This is a genomic window from Bacillus sp. T-10(2022) (genome assembly GCF_056502895.1).
On the sequence record NZ_CP113518.1, the window covers coordinates 864,692 to 886,985 of the forward strand.

Annotated in this window: 24 protein-coding genes and 4 pseudogenes; 22 read left to right on the forward strand and 6 right to left on the reverse strand. The window is 33.3% G+C overall.

From position 1 onward, the window contains the following. The first annotated feature begins 21 nt into the window (after positions 1 to 21). The 5 genes from OSJ91_RS04135 to OSJ91_RS04155 all read left to right on the forward strand — a co-directional run bounded on the left by OSJ91_RS04135 (position 22) and on the right by OSJ91_RS04155 (position 4,723). Complete coding sequence (locus tag OSJ91_RS04135) at positions 22 to 657, forward strand: hypothetical protein (protein WP_485891063.1); 636 nt, start codon at positions 22 to 24, stop codon at positions 655 to 657. Between the two features lie 445 nt (positions 658 to 1,102). Continuing rightward, positions 1,103 to 1,642 carry a sigma-70 family RNA polymerase sigma factor gene (locus tag OSJ91_RS04140; RefSeq protein WP_485891064.1) on the forward strand — a complete coding sequence of 180 codons (540 nt, stop codon included), beginning with the start codon at positions 1,103 to 1,105 and terminating at the stop codon, positions 1,640 to 1,642. Next, positions 1,635 to 3,050 carry a DUF4179 domain-containing protein gene (locus OSJ91_RS04145; protein WP_485891065.1) on the forward strand — a complete coding sequence of 472 codons (1,416 nt, stop codon included), beginning with the start codon at positions 1,635 to 1,637 and terminating at the stop codon, positions 3,048 to 3,050. Before OSJ91_RS04140 ends, OSJ91_RS04145 begins: the two co-directional genes overlap by 8 nt. Positions 3,051 to 3,636: 586 nt before the next feature. After that, positions 3,637 to 4,032 (forward strand): hypothetical protein, encoded by a 396-nt coding sequence (locus OSJ91_RS04150; protein ID WP_350301332.1) that lies wholly within the window; start codon positions 3,637 to 3,639, stop codon positions 4,030 to 4,032. Between the two features lie 199 nt (positions 4,033 to 4,231). Further along, a complete protein-coding gene (locus tag OSJ91_RS04155; RefSeq protein ID WP_350302789.1) occupies positions 4,232 to 4,723 on the forward strand; it encodes a DUF6584 family protein in 492 nt (163 codons plus the stop codon). A 136-nt stretch (positions 4,724 to 4,859) separates the two neighbouring features. Here the strand turns inward: OSJ91_RS04155 and OSJ91_RS04160 are convergent, their stop codons facing one another. Next, positions 4,860 to 5,504, reverse strand: coding sequence for a YczE/YyaS/YitT family protein (locus OSJ91_RS04160; RefSeq protein ID WP_350301333.1), 645 nt, complete (start codon positions 5,502 to 5,504; stop codon positions 4,860 to 4,862). A gap of 114 nt (positions 5,505 to 5,618) precedes the next feature. Here OSJ91_RS04160 and OSJ91_RS04165 point away from each other — a divergent pair, with 114 nt between their 5' ends. The 11 genes and pseudogenes from OSJ91_RS04165 (at position 5,619) to OSJ91_RS04215 (ending at position 12,830) form a co-directional block, all read left to right on the forward strand. Then, positions 5,619 to 6,071 (forward strand): MarR family winged helix-turn-helix transcriptional regulator, encoded by a 453-nt coding sequence (locus OSJ91_RS04165; RefSeq protein WP_485891066.1) that lies wholly within the window; start codon positions 5,619 to 5,621, stop codon positions 6,069 to 6,071. Positions 6,072 to 6,096: 25 nt separating this feature from the next. Further along, positions 6,097 to 6,609: a spermidine/spermine N(1)-acetyltransferase gene (gene paiA / locus OSJ91_RS04170; protein WP_350301335.1), complete on the forward strand. Its 513-nt coding sequence runs from the start codon at positions 6,097 to 6,099 to the stop codon at positions 6,607 to 6,609. 29 nt (positions 6,610 to 6,638) lie between these two features. Next, positions 6,639 to 7,257: pseudogene (locus OSJ91_RS04175) on the forward strand (FMN-binding negative transcriptional regulator). A 182-nt stretch (positions 7,258 to 7,439) separates the two neighbouring features. Further along, positions 7,440 to 7,622: a hypothetical protein gene (locus OSJ91_RS04180; RefSeq protein WP_034310968.1), complete on the forward strand. Its 183-nt coding sequence runs from the start codon at positions 7,440 to 7,442 to the stop codon at positions 7,620 to 7,622. Between the two features lie 122 nt (positions 7,623 to 7,744). Beyond that, on the forward strand, positions 7,745 to 7,876 hold the full coding sequence (locus OSJ91_RS04185) for a DUF6254 family protein (protein WP_350301337.1): 132 nt from the start codon (positions 7,745 to 7,747) through the stop codon (positions 7,874 to 7,876). 297 nt (positions 7,877 to 8,173) lie between these two features. Beyond that, positions 8,174 to 8,602, forward strand: coding sequence for a hypothetical protein (locus OSJ91_RS04190; RefSeq protein WP_485891067.1), 429 nt, complete (start codon positions 8,174 to 8,176; stop codon positions 8,600 to 8,602). Positions 8,603 to 9,042: 440 nt separating this feature from the next. Next, complete coding sequence (locus OSJ91_RS04195; protein WP_413015628.1) at positions 9,043 to 9,387, forward strand: hypothetical protein; 345 nt, start codon at positions 9,043 to 9,045, stop codon at positions 9,385 to 9,387. 140 nt (positions 9,388 to 9,527) lie between these two features. Beyond that, positions 9,528 to 10,016, forward strand: coding sequence for a GNAT family N-acetyltransferase (locus OSJ91_RS04200; RefSeq protein WP_485891068.1), 489 nt, complete (start codon positions 9,528 to 9,530; stop codon positions 10,014 to 10,016). Between the two features lie 161 nt (positions 10,017 to 10,177). Then, on the forward strand, positions 10,178 to 10,456 hold the full coding sequence (locus tag OSJ91_RS04205; protein ID WP_485891069.1) for a hypothetical protein: 279 nt from the start codon (positions 10,178 to 10,180) through the stop codon (positions 10,454 to 10,456). Between the two features lie 203 nt (positions 10,457 to 10,659). After that, on the forward strand, positions 10,660 to 11,415 hold the full coding sequence (locus OSJ91_RS04210) for a class I SAM-dependent methyltransferase (RefSeq protein ID WP_485891070.1): 756 nt from the start codon (positions 10,660 to 10,662) through the stop codon (positions 11,413 to 11,415). 134 nt (positions 11,416 to 11,549) lie between these two features. Continuing rightward, the gene (locus OSJ91_RS04215) at positions 11,550 to 12,830 is read left to right on the forward strand and encodes an MFS transporter (RefSeq protein WP_350301342.1); all 1,281 of its coding nucleotides are present in this window, start codon (positions 11,550 to 11,552) and stop codon (positions 12,828 to 12,830) included. Between the two features lie 182 nt (positions 12,831 to 13,012). Here OSJ91_RS04215 and OSJ91_RS04220 read toward each other — a convergent pair whose 3' ends face one another. Next, positions 13,013 to 13,729 carry a vanadium-dependent haloperoxidase gene (locus OSJ91_RS04220; protein WP_350301343.1) on the reverse strand — a complete coding sequence of 239 codons (717 nt, stop codon included), beginning with the start codon at positions 13,727 to 13,729 and terminating at the stop codon, positions 13,013 to 13,015. A 253-nt stretch (positions 13,730 to 13,982) separates the two neighbouring features. Here OSJ91_RS04220 and OSJ91_RS04225 point away from each other — a divergent pair, with 253 nt between their 5' ends. Further along, entirely contained in the window at positions 13,983 to 14,843 is an 861-nt protein-coding gene (locus OSJ91_RS04225; RefSeq protein WP_485891071.1) for a hypothetical protein, read from the forward strand. Between the two features lie 52 nt (positions 14,844 to 14,895). Next, entirely contained in the window at positions 14,896 to 15,807 is a 912-nt protein-coding gene (locus tag OSJ91_RS04230) for a VanW family protein (RefSeq protein WP_350301345.1), read from the forward strand. Between the two features lie 250 nt (positions 15,808 to 16,057). On the opposite strand, the pseudogene OSJ91_RS04235 reads toward OSJ91_RS04230, so the two are convergent. Beyond that, positions 16,058 to 16,138: pseudogene (locus OSJ91_RS04235) on the reverse strand (ATP-dependent DNA ligase); the annotation flags it as partial. Positions 16,139 to 16,320: 182 nt separating this feature from the next. Between OSJ91_RS04235 and OSJ91_RS04240 the strand changes: the two are divergent. The 4 genes and pseudogenes from OSJ91_RS04240 to OSJ91_RS04255 all read left to right on the forward strand — a co-directional run. Continuing rightward, a pseudogene (locus OSJ91_RS04240) lies at positions 16,321 to 17,394 on the forward strand (helix-turn-helix domain-containing protein). A 795-nt stretch (positions 17,395 to 18,189) separates the two neighbouring features. Then, on the forward strand, positions 18,190 to 18,630 hold the full coding sequence (locus tag OSJ91_RS04245; RefSeq protein ID WP_350301346.1) for an SRPBCC family protein: 441 nt from the start codon (positions 18,190 to 18,192) through the stop codon (positions 18,628 to 18,630). Between the two features lie 319 nt (positions 18,631 to 18,949). Beyond that, complete coding sequence (locus OSJ91_RS04250) at positions 18,950 to 19,237, forward strand: hypothetical protein (protein WP_350301347.1); 288 nt, start codon at positions 18,950 to 18,952, stop codon at positions 19,235 to 19,237. Positions 19,238 to 19,336: 99 nt separating this feature from the next. After that, positions 19,337 to 19,441 (forward strand): annotated as a pseudogene (locus OSJ91_RS04255) (IS3 family transposase); the annotation flags it as partial. Positions 19,442 to 19,793: 352 nt separating this feature from the next. Here the strand turns inward: OSJ91_RS04255 and OSJ91_RS04260 are convergent. The 3 genes from OSJ91_RS04260 to OSJ91_RS04270 all read right to left on the reverse strand — a co-directional run bounded on the left by OSJ91_RS04260 (position 19,794) and on the right by OSJ91_RS04270 (position 21,958). Continuing rightward, on the reverse strand, positions 19,794 to 20,762 hold the full coding sequence (locus OSJ91_RS04260; protein ID WP_350301348.1) for a hypothetical protein: 969 nt from the start codon (positions 20,760 to 20,762) through the stop codon (positions 19,794 to 19,796). Then, positions 20,734 to 21,399 carry an ATP-binding cassette domain-containing protein gene (locus OSJ91_RS04265; RefSeq protein WP_350301349.1) on the reverse strand — a complete coding sequence of 222 codons (666 nt, stop codon included), beginning with the start codon at positions 21,397 to 21,399 and terminating at the stop codon, positions 20,734 to 20,736. The genes OSJ91_RS04260 and OSJ91_RS04265 overlap by 29 nt, the downstream gene beginning before the upstream one ends. 76 nt (positions 21,400 to 21,475) lie before the next feature. Then, a complete protein-coding gene (locus OSJ91_RS04270) occupies positions 21,476 to 21,958 on the reverse strand; it encodes a hypothetical protein (protein WP_485891072.1) in 483 nt (160 codons plus the stop codon). Positions 21,959 to 22,294 lie beyond the last annotated feature (336 nt).

Below are 22,294 nucleotides of genomic sequence, written 5' to 3' on the forward strand. Positions count from 1 at the left end.
CATAGAAATGAGGAAATCAACATGAAGAAAAGTTTATTATTAGCAGCAGGCGTTATCTCAATAGGATTACTTGGTGCATGTATGCAAGAAGAAAAACCAGAAGGAAAAGTTAAAGCAACAGCATCAGCCGAAATACATAAGCCATCAACAGTTTCAGAACCAGAAGAAGTTTCGGAAGATAAAGTTTTAGAATCAGGAGAGCCTGATTTTTCTGAGGACTTTGAGAATACTGTTTCGCGAGAAGAAGCTATCACACCGGAAATGAAAGCAATGGTAAAAGATCAATTCGAATACTTTTCTAAACTTGTCGTTATATACGAAAATATGCCAGGAGAAATAGAAGATGATGCTTGGTTAACTGAAGAAATTAAATCAGAACTGGCAGAAAAAGCCAAGAGAATTGAAGCTTTTCTACCAACTAAAAACGCTAACCTTGAGAGAGATTTGCTAATGGCTTTGGGAGAAATTCAACAAGGACTCGATTACGAGTCTGGTGGAAGTATCTGGATGCCTTATAGAGTGTTTCTTGGATTGGATGCTGGTATGAATGGAACGAAGACTAAAGAAGAGCAAGCAGCAATTAATGAAGAAGGAAATTGGACAGCAACTTTTACTGATAAAGAAATAGGTTGGGAAGATCCGATGGAAGGTTTTTGATTTTATATAAAACAGATAAAAACCTTTACATATTTTCTATATACGATTTAAAGTTATACAGAGTCCATACAGGGCTCTTTTTTATTTTCTCTTAATATCCTATATGAACCTATCTGACTATTGGTGCGTTAGTTGAGATCCAGGGCTGCAATGTGTGGCCTTTTGCTTAATGAACTAACGGGGCAGGTTAGTTCAATAAGCGATTTTGTAGAATGAAGTGTAAACTCACAACACCTTTGAGTTGCAGAATACACTCAACAAATTCAAAAGCTATCAAAAAAAAAAGCAACAGTTTAAATAAGCAGAAATCGCAAAGTGGTTTCTGTTTATTTTGTTAAACTTAGGTTTTTATTTGCATGTTATGCTTTTTCTAAAAATACTTTAACTTTTTGAAACTTTTTCTGAAGATATATTCCACTAATAGTTGAAAGGAGTTGAGAGAGAGATGGAGTTTGAGAATGATAAGATGGTTAAAAAAGCAATCAGGGGCAATAAAAAAGCTTTTGAACAACTCATAAAGCAGCAGTATGAACGAATCTACCGGACTGCTTATCTTTATGTACATAACGAAGAAGATGCATTGGATGTCGTTCAAGAGACGACATATCAAGCTTATAAGAGTATTCACTCGTTAAAGCAACCAGATTACTTTATGACTTGGCTTACCAGGATCATTATCCGATGTGCTGGTCATATTCTCAAAAGAAGAAATAATATTGTGCCACTAACAGACGAAGTATTGTCTAATTTATCGGTAACCTATCATTCAGGTCATGACGAAGCAATAGATCTATTAAATGCGATCGGACAGTTAAAAGGGAATTATAGATCCGCCATTATTTTGTTTTACTACTATGATTATTCTATTAAAACCATTAGTGAAATCATGGAGATCCCCGAAGGGACTGTAAAAACTTATTTAAGCAGGGGGAAAGCCGAATTAAAAAAGTCCTATAAAGATGAGGAGGGCAAATGCAATGGATAACAAAGAAGTAAAAAGTGCTATTGAAAAAATAGTTGTACCAAAAGAAAAAGTGTTTGGCGCTATTGATAAAGGCTTAAAAATGTCAGGGCAAGGTAGGAAAATAAAGAAAAAGAAAGTTCTTGTAGGTTCAGCTGCTGCAGCTGCTCTTCTTGGAATCACCATTGCTTCTGGATTTGTTAATCCTACAATGAATAAAGTATTGGCTAATACCCCTATAATAGGCGGAATTTTTCAAGAATTCAATGATTCAATGGGCGTTGAACTTGCGAATCAAGATGCAGTTACAGAATTAAATCAATCCTTAACTAAAAATGGAGTGACTGTAAAACTCACTAGCGCTTATTTTGATGGCAATGTGGTATCAATTACAGGATTTGTAGATGAAGATGTTGAAAAAGGGCATAACGAAAAAGGGGAAGTAAGCTTTGATATGAATTTCGAACACAACAAAGGGGATAATGACCCTTGGTTGAATGGAAAGTCGACAGACATTAGAAAGGTCAAGGGGGGATACAATTTCCAATGGAAAATGGAATATCCATATAAATCATTTAAGGAGAATTCTACTCTCCCCATAACTATTCATAATATTAACGGGATAAAAGGTGAATGGAATTTTGATATCCCAATTCAGCAAGAAAAAAACAGTACACTTGTTATTGATCAGGAGCAAGGATACCCGGATGATGAGGTCAAAATCCGTATTAAAGAGATCCTAACCGCAAGGGTGTCATCTTCGCTTATTTATGAGACGGTGGAAAAATATAAAGATGATGAAATTTATATACTAAAAGCAATTGATAATAAAGGAAAGGTATATAGGTTTGGAAACGGAACATCTCTAGAGGGGGCAGCACAAGAGGATGGATATCATAGTACTGTTCGAACAAAAATGACCAAGCTAAAGTCAAATATTACCTCACTTACTTTTTATCCGCAGCTTACTGTGGCGGACCCAAAAGTACAACAGCTATTGGACAAAAAATCGTTTACATTAAAAAGTAAACGATTCAATTTAGGCCTTCAGGTAAATGATATAACTAAAAAGGGCAGTAAACTTGTAATCGATTATCAATTTACAGGGCTCCCCAAGGAATTGAGTAAGCATCAGCTTGAATTGTTTGAAAATAACTTGCAGTATGTATTACTGCTAGTAGATAAAGAATATATTGGTAAAATCGATCCTGAAAATCCAGTACCACCTAAAAATCATAGTATTCATCTGAATAAAGTGAAAACTATCGATAAAAAAGCAGCGCACTTCCAATCTACTTTTGACTTAAACGGAGAAGAAAGGATTGAGAATTTTAAGCTGGAAAATACAATGTTGCTATTTGATTTTTCAAGCTTGGTCCCAGCTAAGGAATTACAACCATTTACTGTTGTACTTCCAGTGGGGAATGAATAAACTATTAAAGTAGCTTATTTTAGGAACTATATAGTTGACGAGTGGGATTCTACTAGTGCATTGAATAATTAGTAATATCGGGGCGATGACTTATGTAAGTCACCGTCTTTTTTTATTAGTTTTAGAAGTTTGTGAAATATTGTACTTAAACTATAGGGTGCGTTAGCTGAAGATCAGAGCTGTCTTTAAGGCAGCTCTTTTCTTATGGCACTATCGAGGCAGGTTAGTTCATTAACCTTAGCGGAGTATAGTCGAACTGTGCGGTAAACATTAATACTCCTATAGAATGATAAAAAGTTAATTAATGTGGTATCCTACTAATTAGTAATATTATCCAGATAAGGAGTGTGTAAAAGAGTATGAGTGACAAACAATGCCCTAAATGTAATTCAAACAACATTAAGAAAGGTGTTCTAGGAACCGGGTTTAAATTTGTTCTAATGTTTTCCCATGATAATCCAAAGAATAAACCTTCGAAGATTATCTCTTATTATTGTTCAAATTGCGGCTACATACTTAGTTCTAATTTGGAAAACCCATCTAATTTAGATTAATAAACTAAATGTATAAAGTGGAGGCTTTTAACATGGGTGAATACACTGGTTTCTTCGTGATGATGGGACTTTTATTTATAGTTGTAATTTCCAATAAGTTTTTATTTTGGTGGGTTAAGCTCACAATAGTAGCTTACTATTTTGTAATTTCTTATATCTTTATCAAAGTTACAGCCAAAATAAATGAAGAATATGAAACTCCTCTTCCTGATGCCTATTGGGATAAAAATACAGGTTGGGTAGATACCATTGCAGGTTACATATTCTTTCCGTTGTCATTTATACTTCTTTTTATCTTTTACAAATGGTATTCAAGCCGGAAAGATCTGCAAGCTAACGGTTATGTTATAGCAATGTCTGTTCCTACAATTGCTATTGTCCTATTTTTCTTTTTGATGTTTAAGTTTGTATACGGGTACAGACCATAAGGGTTGTACTTTTTTATTGCACAGTTTGTGTCAACTCTACACTAATCCTTGATGAACTAATGGGTGTGTTAGCTGAAGAACTGAGCTGTCTTTAAGACAGCTTTTTCTTATGGAACTAAAGGGGCAGTTTGTTGGAGAAGGAACTATTTTGAACGATCTAGAAATAAAGACTATAAAGAAAAGATAATGAGGTGTTTGTATAGAAAAGATACCTGTTAAAACGATTAAGAAGATAGAAGAGGACATTGAAAAAAATGATTTAGGGAAAGCAAGGGATAGGCTACACGGGTTAATTTCGACCTATCCTAATGAGTTAGAACTCCGCAGAAAGTTGGGGGAGATCTATTTTGCATTGAAATACCCTTCAATGGCAGGTCGTTACTGGTATTTAGAAAAGAATAAGACATCAGAGATGGTAAAAGCTTGTATTTTGTTCGAAAAATCTATGGGAAACGATCCTTTCAGAATAGCACGAGCTCTGAAATTTAAAGGTGATAGTGAAATTTTAATAAGACTGGAATTGAATCAGGTAATTTCGCCTATACAAAATAAAGTGAAAGAGAGTCTACTGGAACAACCTGACGATCTATTGAAAGATAATTTGGTTAGTTTGGGTTGCTTCTCAATAATCATATTAACAATTCTCTTTGCATTAATCGGAGTTTACGCTCTTTTCAACTGGATTTTTTGATCCGTAATCTTGCTTTATAAGAGAGTTTTATAGTACTTGTTCTTTACCTAACGGGTGCGTACTTTTAAAATCTGGCTGCCATCGCTGGCAGTCTTTTTAGGGGCAGGTTAGTTGAGCAATAAAGATAAAAACCATTCTATAATGAATGGTTTTTATCTTTATCATAATTTGGTGATGTACTGGAATGTGTTAATATGCGGTCTATTACTTTTTCAGTAACTGGCATAAAGAAATTAAGTATTAGCCCCCCTAAACAAACGGTTAATAAAGTTCCAACGCCAATTGGTCCATTTGAAATCATTGCCAATATCAAGAATAGGAGGTAAATGGATGTTCTCGAAAGGAATATATTTGTTCTAGTTAATTCTTGTATGATTAATGTTAATCGGTCAACTGGAATCGGTGCAAAATTTGTGTGTAAATATGTTGCCGTTCCTAATCCTACAACAACCAAGCCGATTCCAAAACAAATAACTTTGCTGAACCATAGTTCAGGTGTTATCAAATTGTGCAATAAAAAAAGCCACATATCAATCCCGATACCCGTTATAAATGCTGTTAACAACCCCAAAACTTCTGGTCTTTGCCTTTTTAAAAATGAATTAAAACATATCAAGATCAAAGCTATTATTATTTCCCAACTTCCCACAGTAAGCCCCACATTTATGGAAAGTCCCACCAAAAGAGCATCAAAAGGTGAAGTTCCAAGGTCTGATTGTATAGTGAATGAAATACCAAGGGTTAATATTAAAATTCCCAATACATAAAAAACATATTTCACTTTACTTGACCCCTTTATCATATTTTTTGTTGCAAACGCAACAAAGTTGAGTTAAATTAAATATATGTCATTTTTATTGCATTTGCAACAAAAATACGTGCTAAGGAGTTAATTATGAAGGAAATTCTTCGTGAAATTGGAATGATAGCAAGGGCATTAGATTCCATAAGTAATATTGAATTTAAAGAATATGACCTTACAAAAGGGCAGTATTTGTACCTTGTCCGAATATGTGAAAACCCAGGAATCATTCAGGAAAAGTTAGCTGAGATGATAAAAGTAGATCGAACAACAGCAGCTCGTGCTATAAAAAAACTTGAAATCAATGGCTTTGTTGAAAAGAAAGAAGATAAACATAACAAAAAAATTAAAAAACTCTTTCCAACAGAGAAAGGGAATAATGTTTATCCTTTTATAAAAAGCGAAAATGATTATTCCAATATCGTTGCATTAGAGGGATTTTCCAAAAGAGAAGTAGAAACCATTTCCAATCTTCTTCAAAGAGTAAGGGAAAATGTGGAAAATGACTGGGAATTTGTAAAAAAGGGAAACAAGAGAAATTATTGATTATATAAAGGAGCGGCATATTTAAATGACTATTAAAAAGTGTACCCTAGACGATTCACGCATTCTTCAAGAAATTAGTTATGAAACATTTAATGAGACATTTAAGCATCAGAATTCACCCGAAAATATGAATGCCTATTTGGAAAGGGCATTTAACTTAAAACAATTAGAAAAAGAATTATCCAATATTTCTTCGCAATTCTTTTTTGTTTATTTTAATAATGAAGTCGCTGGATATTTAAAGGTCAATACCAATGGTGCTCAGACTGAAGAAATGGGTGATGAATCACTTGAAGTCGAGCGAATTTATATAAAGAACAAATTTCAAAAACATGGGCTTGGTAAATATCTGCTAAATAAAGCTATGGAAATTGCGATGGAACGTAATAAAAAGGAAATTTGGCTAGGCGTATGGGAAAAAAATGAAAATGCCATTGGTTTTTATAAGAAAATTGGGTTTGTTCAAACTGGAGCCCATTCTTTTTATATGGGTGATGAAGAACAAACGGACTTTATAATGACCAAAACACTTCTATAACTTATTTTGAAAGGTGGATCATTATGTAAATTCCAAAATATTTTAAGGTCACTAATGTTGACTGAAATTTGGGATATTGTTCAAAAAAACTCTTTTGGAACGATTGTCACAACAGAACAAGGAAAACCAATTGCGACTCATTTGCCTTTGGGGTTAAATAAAAAAGGTGATGATTACTATATTACTGGGCATCTGGCAAATGGAAATCCTCAGTGGAGAACATATGAAACCTGTGAAGATGTGCTAGTAATGTTTCAGGGACCGAACGCTTACATTTCTTCTTCTTGGTATGGGCATGAAGGAGTTCCAACATGGATTTATCAAGCCGTCCATGTATATGGTAAAGCAAGCGTTTTAGAGAAAGATGAATTAATCGAGGAATTAACAATAATGCTGGAAAAATATGAAGAAAATCGTGAAAACCCTGTTTTATGGGATAAACTTTCTCCTCAGCTCTTAGAAAGTGAACTGAAAGGTATAGTTGGATTTAGGATTAAGGTGGGAGAAATTCAGGCTGCATATAAATTAAGTCAGAACAGAAATGAAACGGATTATATTAACATCATTGATAAATTACAAAATGAAGGAAATCAAAATTCTAAACAAATGGCAGAACTGATGGAAAAGAGATTAAAAAATTACATATAAGCCCACTTTATTTTGATGGTACTGCACTAATGGTTTCGTTAGCTGAAATACGAATGGAAGAACTTATTATTCACTTTATTATTTACCCTAATTACATGACGGATTCATGTTACTATCGGTTTTTATTCGGGGTATATTTCTTCTTTCTGATCTCATACTAAAGATAAGAAGGAGGGGTTTACATGGCAAAACGAACAAAGAAAAATGATGCAGATCAAAAAAACAAACAAGGATTTGATTCAAGCAAAACTGATTCTGAATTCTCTAAGGAATTTGGCAGTGCAAATGCTAATCAAGCACATAAAAATAAAGCAAAAAAAGAAAAAGCATCTAAAAATCAAGGTGAGTGGAAAGGCATGCATTAAGCATTAATTAATAATTGCCAGACTCGAACTCATGATAAGTGATGCCTGCATCGAGTTCAAAGGGTGGAGGCTTATCGTGCTTCAAACTTTTTACTGAACTTTATGTAAAGGAGCTTATTTAGATGACTCAATCTAAGCGACAACAAGAACGCCAATGGAAAGATCGTAAACAATCGCAGAATCCACATGGTAAAGTCAATTCATTTGAACAATTAGCCGAAGATACGGGCAAAAATGAATCTGAAACTAAGTAAAACTGTTTAAGAATGAGGCCCAAGGGTGATGGCACCCACATAATAGTGAGTTCGCTCCCTTGGGTACCCTTTCTTTGTCGTTACCTAAAAGGCCGTAATTATCGGTAGTGATGATTATGGCCTTTTAGGTTTACATATACGAGCTGATTTTTTTATGGTAATAGTATGGACAATGATTCGTATGTCATCCCCTCAATTAGATACTGTAAAGACAAAAGACGAAGACTACATAAAAATACGGATTATTACAAAACCTTTTAGTAAGGAGTTTTTTGGAAGGGGGAAAAGATCAGATATATGTTTTCATTACGGGGAGATGCTCATAAAATTTATCTTCAATTAAAAAAAGCATCATACAAAGACCGATCTTTCAAAGGTATGAAGAAACTAATTGAAGTGGAAGAAATTCAAAATTTTTATAATTCCATTGATAGCGATACGTTAAAAAAAGTTTATTATTGTATGATAAAAGAGAAAAACGGATCGGGGATCATTCCTATTATAATATCCTCTGGACCTTGGCTTTTTCTTCTGTTTTCAAATCAATTGCAAGATTTCCTTTTTAGAGATGGGAGTTTGCTTTGGGTCGTCTTCAGTTTAATATATATTTCCATTCTTTCCATAAGTGTGTTTATTCACTTTCATGAAAGATCATGGTCTTTTGTTCATATTGAAATCATTCAAGAAATTTTACATGAACGAAAAGGGATAAGGGAAAAGGCCTGAGGTGAGAACCTATAAAGGAGTCCCTCAATGGGGAGTTGTGCGAGAAAAACATATACTTTCGCACTGTTTTCTTGTGTGTTTTTAGCACGAAATACTATAGCAAAAAGATGCATCGAAACCGATGCACATTTTATGAATAGTGATTATATTTCTACAAATGCAATCTTAATCCCATTTACTCTTTCATCCAATTCGTAAGTTCGGATGTTTTTTTTTATACAGTTTTTTAGGGGCTTGTACACTTTGAACGTTGATTTCCTCTCCAAGCACTCGCTCCAATCAACTTTGTTTTACTTTTAGATAGAACCCTTTTGTCTACAAACTCAGCGATTCTTTAAGAAGAATCGCTTTTCTTATTAAACTAACAGGGCAGGTTACTTTAACAAAAAGTAATGTAAAATATAATAAAAAGGTGTGTAGTAGAGGAGTCAGAAAATAATATGGAATGTTTTTGTGAACAAAAAGAAACAAATGAGTTAAAAGTTGAAGGTGATGTTGGGGCGGACCCTATATGGTGCAATCAATGTGGTTGTAATTTGGATATAGAGGACGTTCCGATTTCAAATACGTTAACAAATGAATTGATTGAATGGGTAAATATGTATGGTGAATGGATTGATTGGGATGAAGATAAATTGCTTCCTAATGGGATTGAACTTGAAGAGGAACACAATAAACAAGGATTAAATTTAACAGAAAAAATTAAGAAAGAACTTGAAGGGAAATATAGAATTAAATTTTCACCTTCGACAATGGCAAGAATGTATGCAAATAAAAATTATTAACCCTTTTACCACGGAGCTGTCTTTAAGGCAGCTTTTTCTTTATGCAACTAACAGGGCAGGTTAGTTCATGAAGGACAAATGAAAGTTTATATCGAAATTAATTAAGTAAGAGATTAATTAATTATAAAAGAGGTAGAACAATGACTGTTTCAATCAACCCCATTTCCGAAGATGAAAAGCATATTCTTCAGAATTTATATTCCCTTTATTTACATGACCTTTCGGAGTTTACCGAGGGTTTAGACATATCAACAGATGGTTCATTTGAATTTGATTCATTTGAATTAATTTGGAAGAAGGAAGGATTAACACCATATTTTTTGAAAAAAGATATGAAAATTGTTGGGTTTTTATTACTGTTAGAAAGGCCGTTTTTAAATAAGGACTATGATTACAGCATTAATGATATTTTCATTTTAAAAAAATATAGAAGAAAAGGTGCTGCAATTTCATTATTAAAGGAATTGTTTAAACAAAAAAAAGGTAGTTACTTTGTTGTTCAATTAGCTAAGAATATTCCTGCTGTTATATTTTGGAGAAAGATTTTTAGTGAGCTAAATATAGATTTTGAAGAAAAAAAGAAAATTGTCGATAATGAAGAATGTTTGGTTCAATCCTTTCAAATTTAAACAGATATTAAACAACGGGTGCGTTAGCTGAAAATCGGAGCTGTCATTAAGGCAGCTTTTCCTATGGATCTGTGGGCAGGTTAGTTCAATAAGGAATTGGTGTATTATGGTATAATTTTTAGGTGATTGTTTTCGATACTCAATGTTAGGGTGGTAATTTAATGGTTCGAAATTTACCTCAACTTGGAATTGGTCTGCAAGTAGTTTTCTTTATTTTATTCTTTGGAAATTTATTACCAAAAATAAATAATATGGTAGCCGCCTTCGTTAGTCTATTTATAGGTTTTTCAAGTTTAATTGTTGGTATATACTCTGTTATAAGGCAAAAAAACTTAATTTTATCTATGGCAGTCATCATTATTGCATTTCTTATTTTAGGCTTTACAATATTCGCATATTTTTTGGGCGAGGCGGGTTACCCACCACTAATAATGCAATGAAAATTTCAATCTGCATTATATTAACTGTGAAGATTGCAGATAAAGATATCACCTTTTCTTATGGAACTGAAAGGGTGCATTAGCTGAAGATCGGAGCTGTCATTAAGGCAGCTTTTTATTAATGCAACTATCGGGGCAGGTTAGAAGAAGCTTATCGAAGTGACGGGAATCAATTTAAAGCAAAAGAACAGGGAGGAGTTAAAATGAATCAAAATATTGGTACAGAAGAAGCGATTAAAAGGTGGGATAGTTTCGCGGATACATATTCTGCAAATCATGCCGAGCAAGGAGACCTTCATAAAGAAGTTTTTTTAAATCCAACTTTATTATCACTTATGGAAACATTAAGTAATAAAAAGGTTTTAGATGCCGGGTGTGGTGAGGGGTATTTAAGTCGAATTTTAGCGAGGTCTGAAGCGACTGTAACTGCTGTGGATTATTCATCACGGATGATAGAAATTGCTAAGGGAAGAACTCCAAATGATTTGTTGATTGATTATAGGCAGGGTAATTGTGAGGACTTGAATTGTTTAGAAGATAAAAGCTTCGATTTAATAGTATCCAATATGGTTATTCAAGATCTTGCAAATTACGAAAAAGCATTTCAAGAAATGTATCGTCTATTAGTAGATGGAGGCTGTTTTATATTTTCGATTTTACATCCTTGTTTTGTTACTCCAGAAAGTGGTTGGGAGAAAACAAAAGACGGTAAAAAGTTGCATTGGAACGTAGATAAATATTTTTATGAAGGTGTGTATGAACAAGGTATAGGAGATAAAGAAAAAATGCTATTCTTTCATAGAACATTAACAAGTTATATAAACACTTTAATCAAAACAGGTTTTATTTTAGAAAGCATAATAGAACCTAAGCCATCAAAAGAGATGTTGGAAAAATATCCTTCATTTGAAGAAGATTTCAGATGTGCTGATTTTATGGTTTTTAAACTTAAAAAGTAAAGGTGAATATTTCTTTTAGAAATCATTTGTTCAACTACCAGGTGTGTTAGTTGAGGATCCAAAGGTGTTAATGCTTTTCGTCTAGAGGAAGGTGTATATGAGAAATTTCAGAATGATAAATGAGGTCTTAACAAATGTCCAGTAAAAAATATCAAATGAACCAGAGTTATGTAGATTCCCAAGAAAAACAAAAAATGTTATACAAACGTACATTAATTATTATAAGTATTTCACAAATTTTTGGTGGTGCCGGGTTAGCAGCTGGAGTTACGGTGGGGGCACTTCTTGCACAACAAATGCTTGGCACAGACGCATTTGCTGGACTTCCTTCGGGTTTATTTACTTTAGGGTCTGCAGGGGCTGCTTTAATCGTAGGTAGACTTTCTCAACGTTACGGTCGTCGTACAGGTCTAACAGCTGGTTTTATGATAGGTGGACTTGGAGCAATAGGAGTCATAACCGCAGCCATCATAAATAGCGTTTTCCTTTTATTTGCTTCCCTGCTTATTTATGGTGCAGGAACAGCGACAAATTTACAAGCTCGTTACGCTGGTACGGACTTAGCAAACAATAAACAACGAGCTACTGCTATTAGTATTACTATGGTGTTTACAACATTTGGTGCAGTTGCAGGTCCGAATTTAGTGAATGTAATGGGGGATTTTGCACTTTCTATTGGCGTTCCATCACTTGCTGGTCCATTCATTTTATCAGCAGCAGCATTTATCTTAGCAGGTCTTGTACTTTTCGTTTTGCTTCGCCCAGACCCATTAGTAATAGCTAGAACAATAGAAGCGTCCAACCAGGAAAGTAATCGAATAGAATATTCGACTGATACTGAACAAATAGAAAACAAAAGAGGTATTATTGTTGGTGCGACAATTATGGTTCTTACTCAAATTGTAATGGTAGCTATTATGACAATGACACCAGTTCATATGAGACATCATGGACATGACTTGGGTGAAATAGGTCTCGTTATTGGATTTCATATAGCTGCAATGTATCTTCCTTCACTGGTTACAGGTGTCCTTGTTGATAAGTTTGGCCGTACTGCCATGGCTATTGCCTCTGGAGCTACGCTGCTTCTGGCAGGTTTAATATCAGCGATTGCACCAGGTGATTCTATGATTCTCCTAGTAATTGCTCTTTCTTTACTTGGATTAGGATGGAATTTTGGTTTAATAAGTGGGACTGCTCTTATTGTGGATTCAACTGACACTTCAAATCGGGCTAAAACTCAAGGTACAGTGGATGTTTTAATTGCATTATCAGGAGCTTCTGGTGGCGCCTTATCAGGAATGATTGTGGCCGGTTCAAGCTACACAACATTATCATTTATTGGAGGGTTATTATCTTTATTATTGATTCCAGTGGTTATCTGGTCTCGGGGAAGTAAAATAACCAATTTCTAAAGAATCCATACAATAAGAGAAAAAAGTCATTTCCTAACGTACAGGAAACGGCTTTTTTTGCTGCGATTTGCTTATCATACAAAAATGAGTGACTTCACCGTTAACAGTCATTCGACCAATTTAATGCAGCTCTTTCTTTATTTAACTAAAGGTTCAGGTTAGCGCAACCTGAACCAAAAATATTATTGAAGCGTATTTAGATTTTGTGCCCTTAAAAAGCTTACAACTACCTCTCCAATTTGTCTGCCTAACCTTAAGCCTTCATTGTTATCCACGTTAAAATGTACGCCAGCGTACAAACGAGATTGAGCACTTTCTTCCATTAGTTTTTTTATTTCGGAAGACTCTTGAGGGAAGATATAACTTAATACTGTCTCTGCACATCCCGCCACAGTTGCGTGTGCAGATGGGTAAGCTGGAAAACGAGGGGTAAACAACACAGTAGACAGATTTCTGCCATATTGATTTGGACGTGCAACATCCCATTGATATTTAAAAAACCACGTGATAACAAAGGTATCATTCATAGCAGCGTGGAAATAACTCTGAACCCTTGCAACACTCGGTGATCCCAGCATATACTTTTCAGCTAAATTGAAAATTAGAGTGGTAATTTTCGCGGTTAATTCACCTGTTCCCCAATATTGTGCGATGCGTATTTGCTGGGAAGTCAATGACTTTAATGTCTCTTCTACAATGAATAACTCTGTTTCCCAATCTATATCTAGAGGATTTTTAATTCGCCAAATGATTCGTTGATGAAAGGGGTCCAGGAAATCATTATCTCTTCCCCTTGAAATAAAAAACATTGGCCAATTTCCTGCCTCTGGAGAACCTTTAGGTGGGTTACTTTCCCCTGGGTAAGGAAATTCTGTCCATCTTCTATAACTTGTTCTCATAAAGACCACCCCCTAATAAATGTTCTCCTTGTTCCTTATGATTACGAGTAATGAAATATGACCATTTAACTTTTGGCTCCCTTATCAGAAAGATCAGGGGTTTTAGCCATTTTAAGCTTTTATAGCTGATTCCCCCAAACCTTTACAACATAAATTAACATTTCAAAGTTTTATTTGAAAAATTTCCAAATATTCAAAGGTATTCAAATGATCATGTCCTGAAATAATAAGAAAAACGCAGGAGAAACGCTATATGAACAGAAAAAAATGTTATAAAGAATTTATCGCTATTTTTATTTTTATATTCGTCTTAATGGTGAATCATTCGGTCTATGCAATTGATTGGGAAGATGAAGAAGTACCTATAAACTTTAAAATTGAGGTATTACCTTGGGAGATAGTAAACGACACTATTCCTAATAGAACAAATTTCACCATCATAGACATTGAAACCGGATTATCATTTAAGGTTCAACGAAGAGCAGGTAGTCATCATGCAGATGCTCAGCCACTAACCAAGGATGATACTCAGATTATGAAGGAAATTTATCATAATCAATGGAGTTGGAAAAGAAGAGCAATTATTGTATTAATTAATAATCAAATGATCGCTGCCTCTATGAATGGAATGCCTCATGGCGCAGGCTCCCTTCAAAATGGTTTTTCAGGTCACTTCTGTATTCATTTCTATGGAAGTTTAACACATCGTTTAAAAAACGAAGATTCCGCTCATAAATTGATGATATTGAAAGCGGCCGGTAAGCTTGATGATTATTTAGGCACGGTAAGTCCCTATGAACTTATCCATATTTTTACCATTTCCATAAATCAAGGAGATCGAAAATTATTATCAATGACCTTATCAAATCCGGATCATTCCAAACGTTTCATTAAACTTGCTGAAAATATTACATACTTTGGGGTTAAAGATTTTTCAAGACAACCACTTGAAGACGCAAACGGGTTAATATTCGTGGATCTACCGGTTCAAGTGAAGATTTATAAAGAGAGAAAAGGGAGTGAAAGCAAAATCATCCATTTTATGATCCGAAGGGAGAGTTTGACTGATCGTTGGTTCATTGATCAAGATGCGATCTATGAAGCCTTAAAATGAGATTTGTAAGATTCGGAAAAATAAATTCCAATCCATTGTGGGGGTGCATTTTATGCGATTATCATGGATTGCCGGACTTTTACTATTCGTTCAACCAGTGAATATTTCTGAAAGCATATCGGTAACCCACCAAGGACAAACGATTGCCAGTGTCAACCATGCTGATATTACTTTGCCCTTACTAGATGTTCCTATCATGGACGTGGATAAATACAATCAATTTGTCGAGAAAATAGATCGACAAGTGTACCAAAAACCTGTAAATGCCACAATAGACAAGCAAGGTAATATTCTTCCTGGGCGGGTAGGTTACAAGCTATACCATCAAGCATTTAAAGAGCAATTTTATTCCTTTTTGTACAGTAGTAAAGCATACAAACTAGAAGTACCTTTACTTGCTATTCATCCAAAAGTTGACAACGAATTACTTGCGGAGATTCGTGAAAAAAAGATAGGTGAATATAGAACTTATTTTAATGTGAACAACAAAAATCGTACAAATAATATCTCGCTTGCTACAGAAGCCATTAATAATTATGTCGTGTTTCCTGGAGAGGTGTTTTCTTTTAATCAAGCCGTTGGCAGAAGATCAGTAAATAAAGGATATATGCTCGCTCGAGTTATCGTTAAAGGAGAGTTTTCCGAAGGGATTGGTGGGGGGATATGTCAGGTGTCATCCACCCTGTTTAATGCTATCGACAATGCAGGGTTGCAAACTATTCAACGCTATTCCCATACTAGGAGCGTTCCGTATGTTCCATCTGGCCGCGATGCTACAGTAAGCTGGTATGGTCCTGATTTTAGTTTTAAAAACATGTACAATCAACCTATTCTAATCCGAGCTACAACCCAAGGAGGAATGGTAAGTATCATGGTTTACTCTTCAGATATGATAAATTATAAGACACGAAAAGTTCCCGCTGCTTCAAATCAGAAATCAAAAGAACAGATTTACCGTTCCTAAAAGTACACTTTTACGAACGGTTACTTTTTTATAAAATCATCTACTATAATATTTCTGATAAATTTCATTTTCAATCCAACAATATGGACGGAATACGCAATAGCCCCTCCGTTGTATAATTTCTGAGCCTTCCCTTGCACCTAATCTTCGGATCTATAAATGAATTTCACAACAATTAAATCCGGATACTAGCTATAGAATTGTTTCCTGGCTGCAGGAGTGACAAACTCCTTTATGCCGGCTGGCTTTCTCCGGTTATTAATGCATCGGTATATTGATAATTAATAACCTTAAGCCAATCATGTGATCGTTTTCCAATCTCTAAGGTAGATTATGTGAATGAAAAGCCGACACTATATTTTAATAGTGTCGGCTTATATTGTAGCTTCAATATAAAGTTAGATAATTTTAAACAGTATTTCGAGATTTTTTGTAGGTTTAATTTTATGTATCACAAGAAATATCAAATAAAAAAATTGATATCTCTTATAATTTTATTAAGGAGTGAGATAAATGAATGAACAGATACAGTTTATGATTGATTGGATTGAAGCCAATTTAAAAAATCAATTTTCATTAGATGAACTATCTAATTATATGGAATATTCCCCTTATTATTGTTCGTTTAAATTTCACCAAGTAACTGGTATAAGTATTAGGCGCTATGTTCTTCTTAGAAGATTGTATTTATCCACGGAAGATTTAGCAAATAACAGGAAGATAATTGACGTCGCCTTTGATTACGATTATTCTTCGCAAGAAGCATATAGCAGAGCCTTTAAAACTGTTTTTGGTATCAATCCTAGAGAATATCAACTTAACAGGTTGCCTGTCTAGTCAATTATTAAACTCAATATTAATAAGAACGGGGAATGGTGTAGAATGAATGTTTCTAGAAAAATTGAGGTTGAACAGTTACAAAATGAGAAGAGTGAATTGTTTTATAAAGACGTACTCAACATTTTGAATGGTCAAGTTATGTATGAGGAGTTTAAAGATAACAGACTAATGGGAGATTCTGATTACGCTCCATTTAATGAAGCGATGTGTGTAAACGCGACTACTAAACAAGTTTTTAATGAAGAATTTATAAACACACGAGCTTCTGGACATCATGAGTCAGTAGAGAATTATATCAAAAAGGTCATTGTTCCATTAGACAATCTTTTTAATAAAGAGTATAAATGTATCGTTTTATGGTTTGGTGAAGACATGTTTTGTCAAATGAACCTACTTACCATACTTTCCTATCTTGAACAGTCCGGATATGAAGGCAAAGTGTTCTTAAATTGCTTCAGAGAGGATGAATTTAAAATTAATCAAACTGAACTTAAATTAGGTAATTATTATTCTGTATACAAGGAAGTATTGGTCAATCATAATAAACCAACAAATGAACTACTTCCAGTCATGTATCAGGCAATAGACATATATTTAGATATGCTAAAAGAAGATAATGCAGTAGTAAAGTATATTTCCAAAAATAAAGATTTACCAACATCAGAATTAATTAATAGGTTATTTGCTCTGTTCCCAACAGTAGGCTATGGAGATTTACAATATAGAGAGCTTATTAATAAAATTTAAAATTGGAAGTGGAAACAAGAATTTTTAAAGACAATCATTGAAGGGGTTTCCAATACAGTGAAAAAAAACTAAACCTCTTTTTCCTCATCCGGGACTATTCTGAACGACTTGTCACATAAACTTTTGTTAAAATAATCATTCTTTTGGAACTAAAGGGGCAGGTTAGTTCAACAAGCGTGGCTAATTCGAACCGTGACTATTTACTATTTTTATAAAAATAACTAAAATTTAGTTAATGATATAATAGAACGATGTGAATTTGTTAAGTAGTATAAATATTCCAGGATTAATTCTATGTTCTCTTTTCGTAATATTAGGTTTGTTTTTGCTAAGAAAACTAGGTGCAAATTATTAGACGGTAAAACCGTCTTTTTTTATGTCACAAAACTCAACAAGTAGGTGATTATATGAAAACTTGGATGAAAATACTTATTGGTTTAGTATCAATTCTTATAATGGCTATGATAATTGGAATTTTAAGCTTTTATTCAATTTAACGTTAGTGAAATCGGAGCTGCCTTAGGGCGGTTTTTTCTTTATGCAACTAAAGGGGCAGGATAATTCCATAAGGAATACTGTTAAGTGACATTAAAGTCGTTTAAAAACGTCAGTCCTGTTATTCCATTAAAGGGCCGGATTGTGGAGGATTGGGAAATTTTGATTCTGCAAATAATTGGGGGATTGAAAAAAGGAAATCTATGTATAATTAGTGATGTAAGTTTATGCTTTTTATGTAATAATTATTTTGTAGAAATGTAAAGTTACAATTCATACATAGTGAAGGTGGGGAACATAATGGCAACGGGAACGCATACTGTAGTAGTTCCAGTAGATGTACAAGCAGTTTGGGATTATGTCAGTGATCTCGAAAAATGGGCAACGACAGTACCAGCCTATAAAGAGCATGAAATCATAAATGACAAGCAATCTATTTGGACATTTGAAGGTCGTGTGAAAGGTATTAAAAAAACAATACAAGCGCAGGTAGATATTACCGAATGGAATGAACCTTCAAATATTAAGTTTGAACTAAAAGGTTTATCAGATAATTTTACAGGAAGCGGTCACTTTACTGCAGAAGATGTTAATGGAAAAACAATAATGACTTGTACGGTGGAAATCCATGCAGGCGGATTATCTGGTGCGGTGTTAACACCAATTATTAAATGGGCTGTTCCAAAAGTAGCATCTCGTTTAACAGAATCTATCGCACGTAAAATTGCAGTATTCTCATAGTTTTCAAAGATTGAAAGCCAATTCATTTTGGAGATACCTTCACTGAAGTATAGATGGTAACATTCTGAAGTGACCAATATAATGATATCGAGCTCTACTAGAAATTTTATAATTAGCGGAAAGGGGGCTGTCCAAAAAGGATAGCCTCTTTTTTTCAATATTCCAGAATCGCTTTTCTTAATGAACTAACAGGTGTGTTAGCTGTAGATCTGAGCTGTCTTTAAGGCAGCTCTTTTCTTATGCAACTATCGGGACAGTTTAGTTGAAGAAAGAAAACACCCAAATCAAATTGTATAATCTAGACAAAGGGGTGATTTGATTGAAAAGTGTTCCGAAGGTAAGGGAAATATTGCTTGACGAAGAAATAGATGAACAGGAGTTTGTTGGTATAATCAATGGCATTTATAAGCAAGACTGTTATATCTATGCCGTTATTCCTGATTGGGAACTCTTTAACGAACTTTCAAATGATTTTATTATAATTAATAAATTTCCGTTCCCTCTAACACGCATTTTTCCAAGAACAATTAGGTTTTTAGGATATGTAAAGGATAGAAAAAAACAAAATATATATAAATTTTACTTACGACTGCACCCCAATTGTTAGACACAACTAACAATTGGAGGTGCAGTTCAAGATTGGAAATTGACTATGGGGAGAATTTTCCTTAGCGTTGTAAATCCGCATTTTCCTGACGCTACGCCTTATATAGCTATTCAGGAGTATATAGACTTCTACAATACCGATCGCTTCCAAGAAAAATTTACCGGCCTTTCCCCAATTGAATACCGAGAAAAGGCCGCAGCTTGAAATACTCTTTTTTTATTGTCTACTTGACAGGGTTATGTGCAGATCCTTTCGGTCTACCTCCTCTTATTAATCATGATATTCAGTAAAAGGTTTCAACACCCTTTCTGGATAACTGTAGCTGTATGTAAAAGGAACTAATCCTTTCTCATTTCTATCTTTAGGTTTAGATAGGCTTGAATCAAATTATTGATGTTGTAATATATTTAATTCTAAGGTCTTAAATTAGTATAGCCCCGTTCTGTTTTTAGGACGGAGAGTTGTTTAATTTTTGACGTAAAACACAATATTTAAGTACCTTGATATTAAAACAACTCATATTGGAACCGAAATCAAATAGGGCATAAACATTATACTAGATAACATATTTACTTCGTTTCTCTGATATCTTATATATGAAGATTGTGAAAATAGTTCCAATAAAAAATAATAAAGAGAAAACTAAAGTAGTTGAAACATCTTTCGGTTCAAATAATTTAAAATTCCCTGTGAAACTAAAAATTTTATGTGCTAACACAGCAATTAAATTTCTTAGGTCATATTCACCGAATACCGGTAAAATAAAATTATATGATATTAATAAAATAGTTGGAGCAATAATACCTTTAAAAAGAAGTCCTAGATAAAATCCCAAAGTAGAATAAATTATAGCAACGCTTAGGCTCAATAAAAATTGTAGAAACATATTATCATCAGGAGTTTGAATATTTAATTGGAATTCATTAATAGGAATTCTATCGGAAAGCATCTTTAGGAAAATACTTCCTGTTACATACGAAACCAATAGACTAGAACTTAATATTATTATAGCTGAAAGATACATTGAAAGTTGTTTACTAAATAAAAGCAAAAAGAAATTTTGTTGTACAGCTTTAATTTTAATTGTCTTATATTTCAAATCATATGTACCTATATATATACCAAATATTGCGAAGAAAAAGGGGAAAAATACAAAAGTTAACCATTCTAATGTTATACTCCCAATTCGCTCCATTTTTAAATTATTCACTGATGAGGCAACATTTTCATAGTCGTATCTTACGATATTACTTACAATTTCCCCATTAGTACTATCTTCTCCTTCCAAACTTTGAACATCTATTGGAGAATTTAAAGCCTCTTTTAAGGATTCATCAGTATTTGCATACTTATCTACACTATGTAAATATAACTCATAATTGTATTCTGCAGTTAATTTTTGAGAGTACAAGTTCCATATAGAGAATAACGAAATGGATATAAATAAAATTATTAATATTTTTGAGTAGTGCTGAAATTTTAATTCCTTTAAAGTGTTATTTGACAATTCTTTTATATATTTCACTTAACTCACCACTTTCTTTACTATAATCTGTAATGTGAGTTATTGAACTATCTTTTAAGAGAAATAACTCATCAATAATTGTAGAATAAAAATCAAATTGATGTCCTACTGTTAGGATAGTCATGTTTTTTGACCACTCTTGCAATTTTTCTTTTAAAAATTCCATAGTTTCAAAATCTAACCCATTTGATACTTCATCCAAAAATAAATATTTTGGTTCTGAAAGTGTTGCAATTATTAAACTAAGTTTTTTTCGTTGACCGTATGAGTATCCCTTAACTTTTGATTTTAAGATATCATCATTTAAGTAATGTGAAGCTACTTCTTTAACTCGATCAAGTGTAACTTTTTTATTTAATAGTAATGTAATATTTTTATATCCGGATAAGTGTAAATAAAATGGTGTGTCATCATATACAACGTAAATATCATTTTTTGCACTACTAAATTGATTTCCATCGAATAAAATTTCACCTTGGTAATTCTCTAAATTTAGTAAACATTTTATTAATGTTGTTTTTCCAACACCATTTTCACCCATAAGGAATGAAATTTTATTTTCGGGTATTTTAAAATTTAAATCTCCTAAAATGATTTTTTTTTTATAAGATTTTACCAAATTAGATATACTAATCATTTATTTTCACCTTTTTCTAGAAAATATTAAACCAGTATTAGATTTAAAAAATTCTAATACTGGTTTTAAAATACTTTTAAGATCTACTACCAGTACCGTTTTTATTAACTTTCATGATATCGACATATGTTCGGCTATAAAAGTCAATATCTCCCCACGGAGTAGGTATTCCATGTGATAAAGTTGTTGTCCCACGGTACTTATGATAAGAAGACATTTTTTCTGTACGTTTTATACCTTTTAATGAAACTTTATTCGGGAAGACCCAACCACTAGATTGCCACGCAGAACTGGAACTAACTTTTGATCCAGTATAATTCCATTCTACAATATTTTTAGACCATGCCAAGGCTCCACCGCGCTTAACTGTGAATCTTTTAGATTTACTACTAGAAGTACTGGCCATTATATCCATACTTTGTTCCAGTTGATTAATTTCAACTTTCTGATAATCTGAAAGTTGTTCATAAGTTGCAGCTGATGCGGGTGATGTAAAAACAGTAAAAGCTAAAGCAGCTGTTCCTAATATCCCTAAAATTTTCCCTTTTTTCATTACCAATATTAATACCTTCTTCCTATTTTTGGATTTACATTTTTCATTATATTACAAATATTTCATTTATCAACAATTTTATCCAATTTAGTTAAAAAAATTATTTTTTTTGTATAATTATAGGTGAATATACTTATTGGATGTTATTGGTAAAAGTCCACTTGTGAAAACCATATTAGGTAAAGCCTTCAGCTTTAAATTGTCATTCAAAACTCCCTTTGCCTTAATGTTGTGAAAGACAGTTATATTATCATTTCAATCAAAGAGCAAATAGAATAATTTTATTAATCCAAAATTAAAAAAATAACGAAAGAATTTCTATTGGTCGTAAGATGCGTTAAA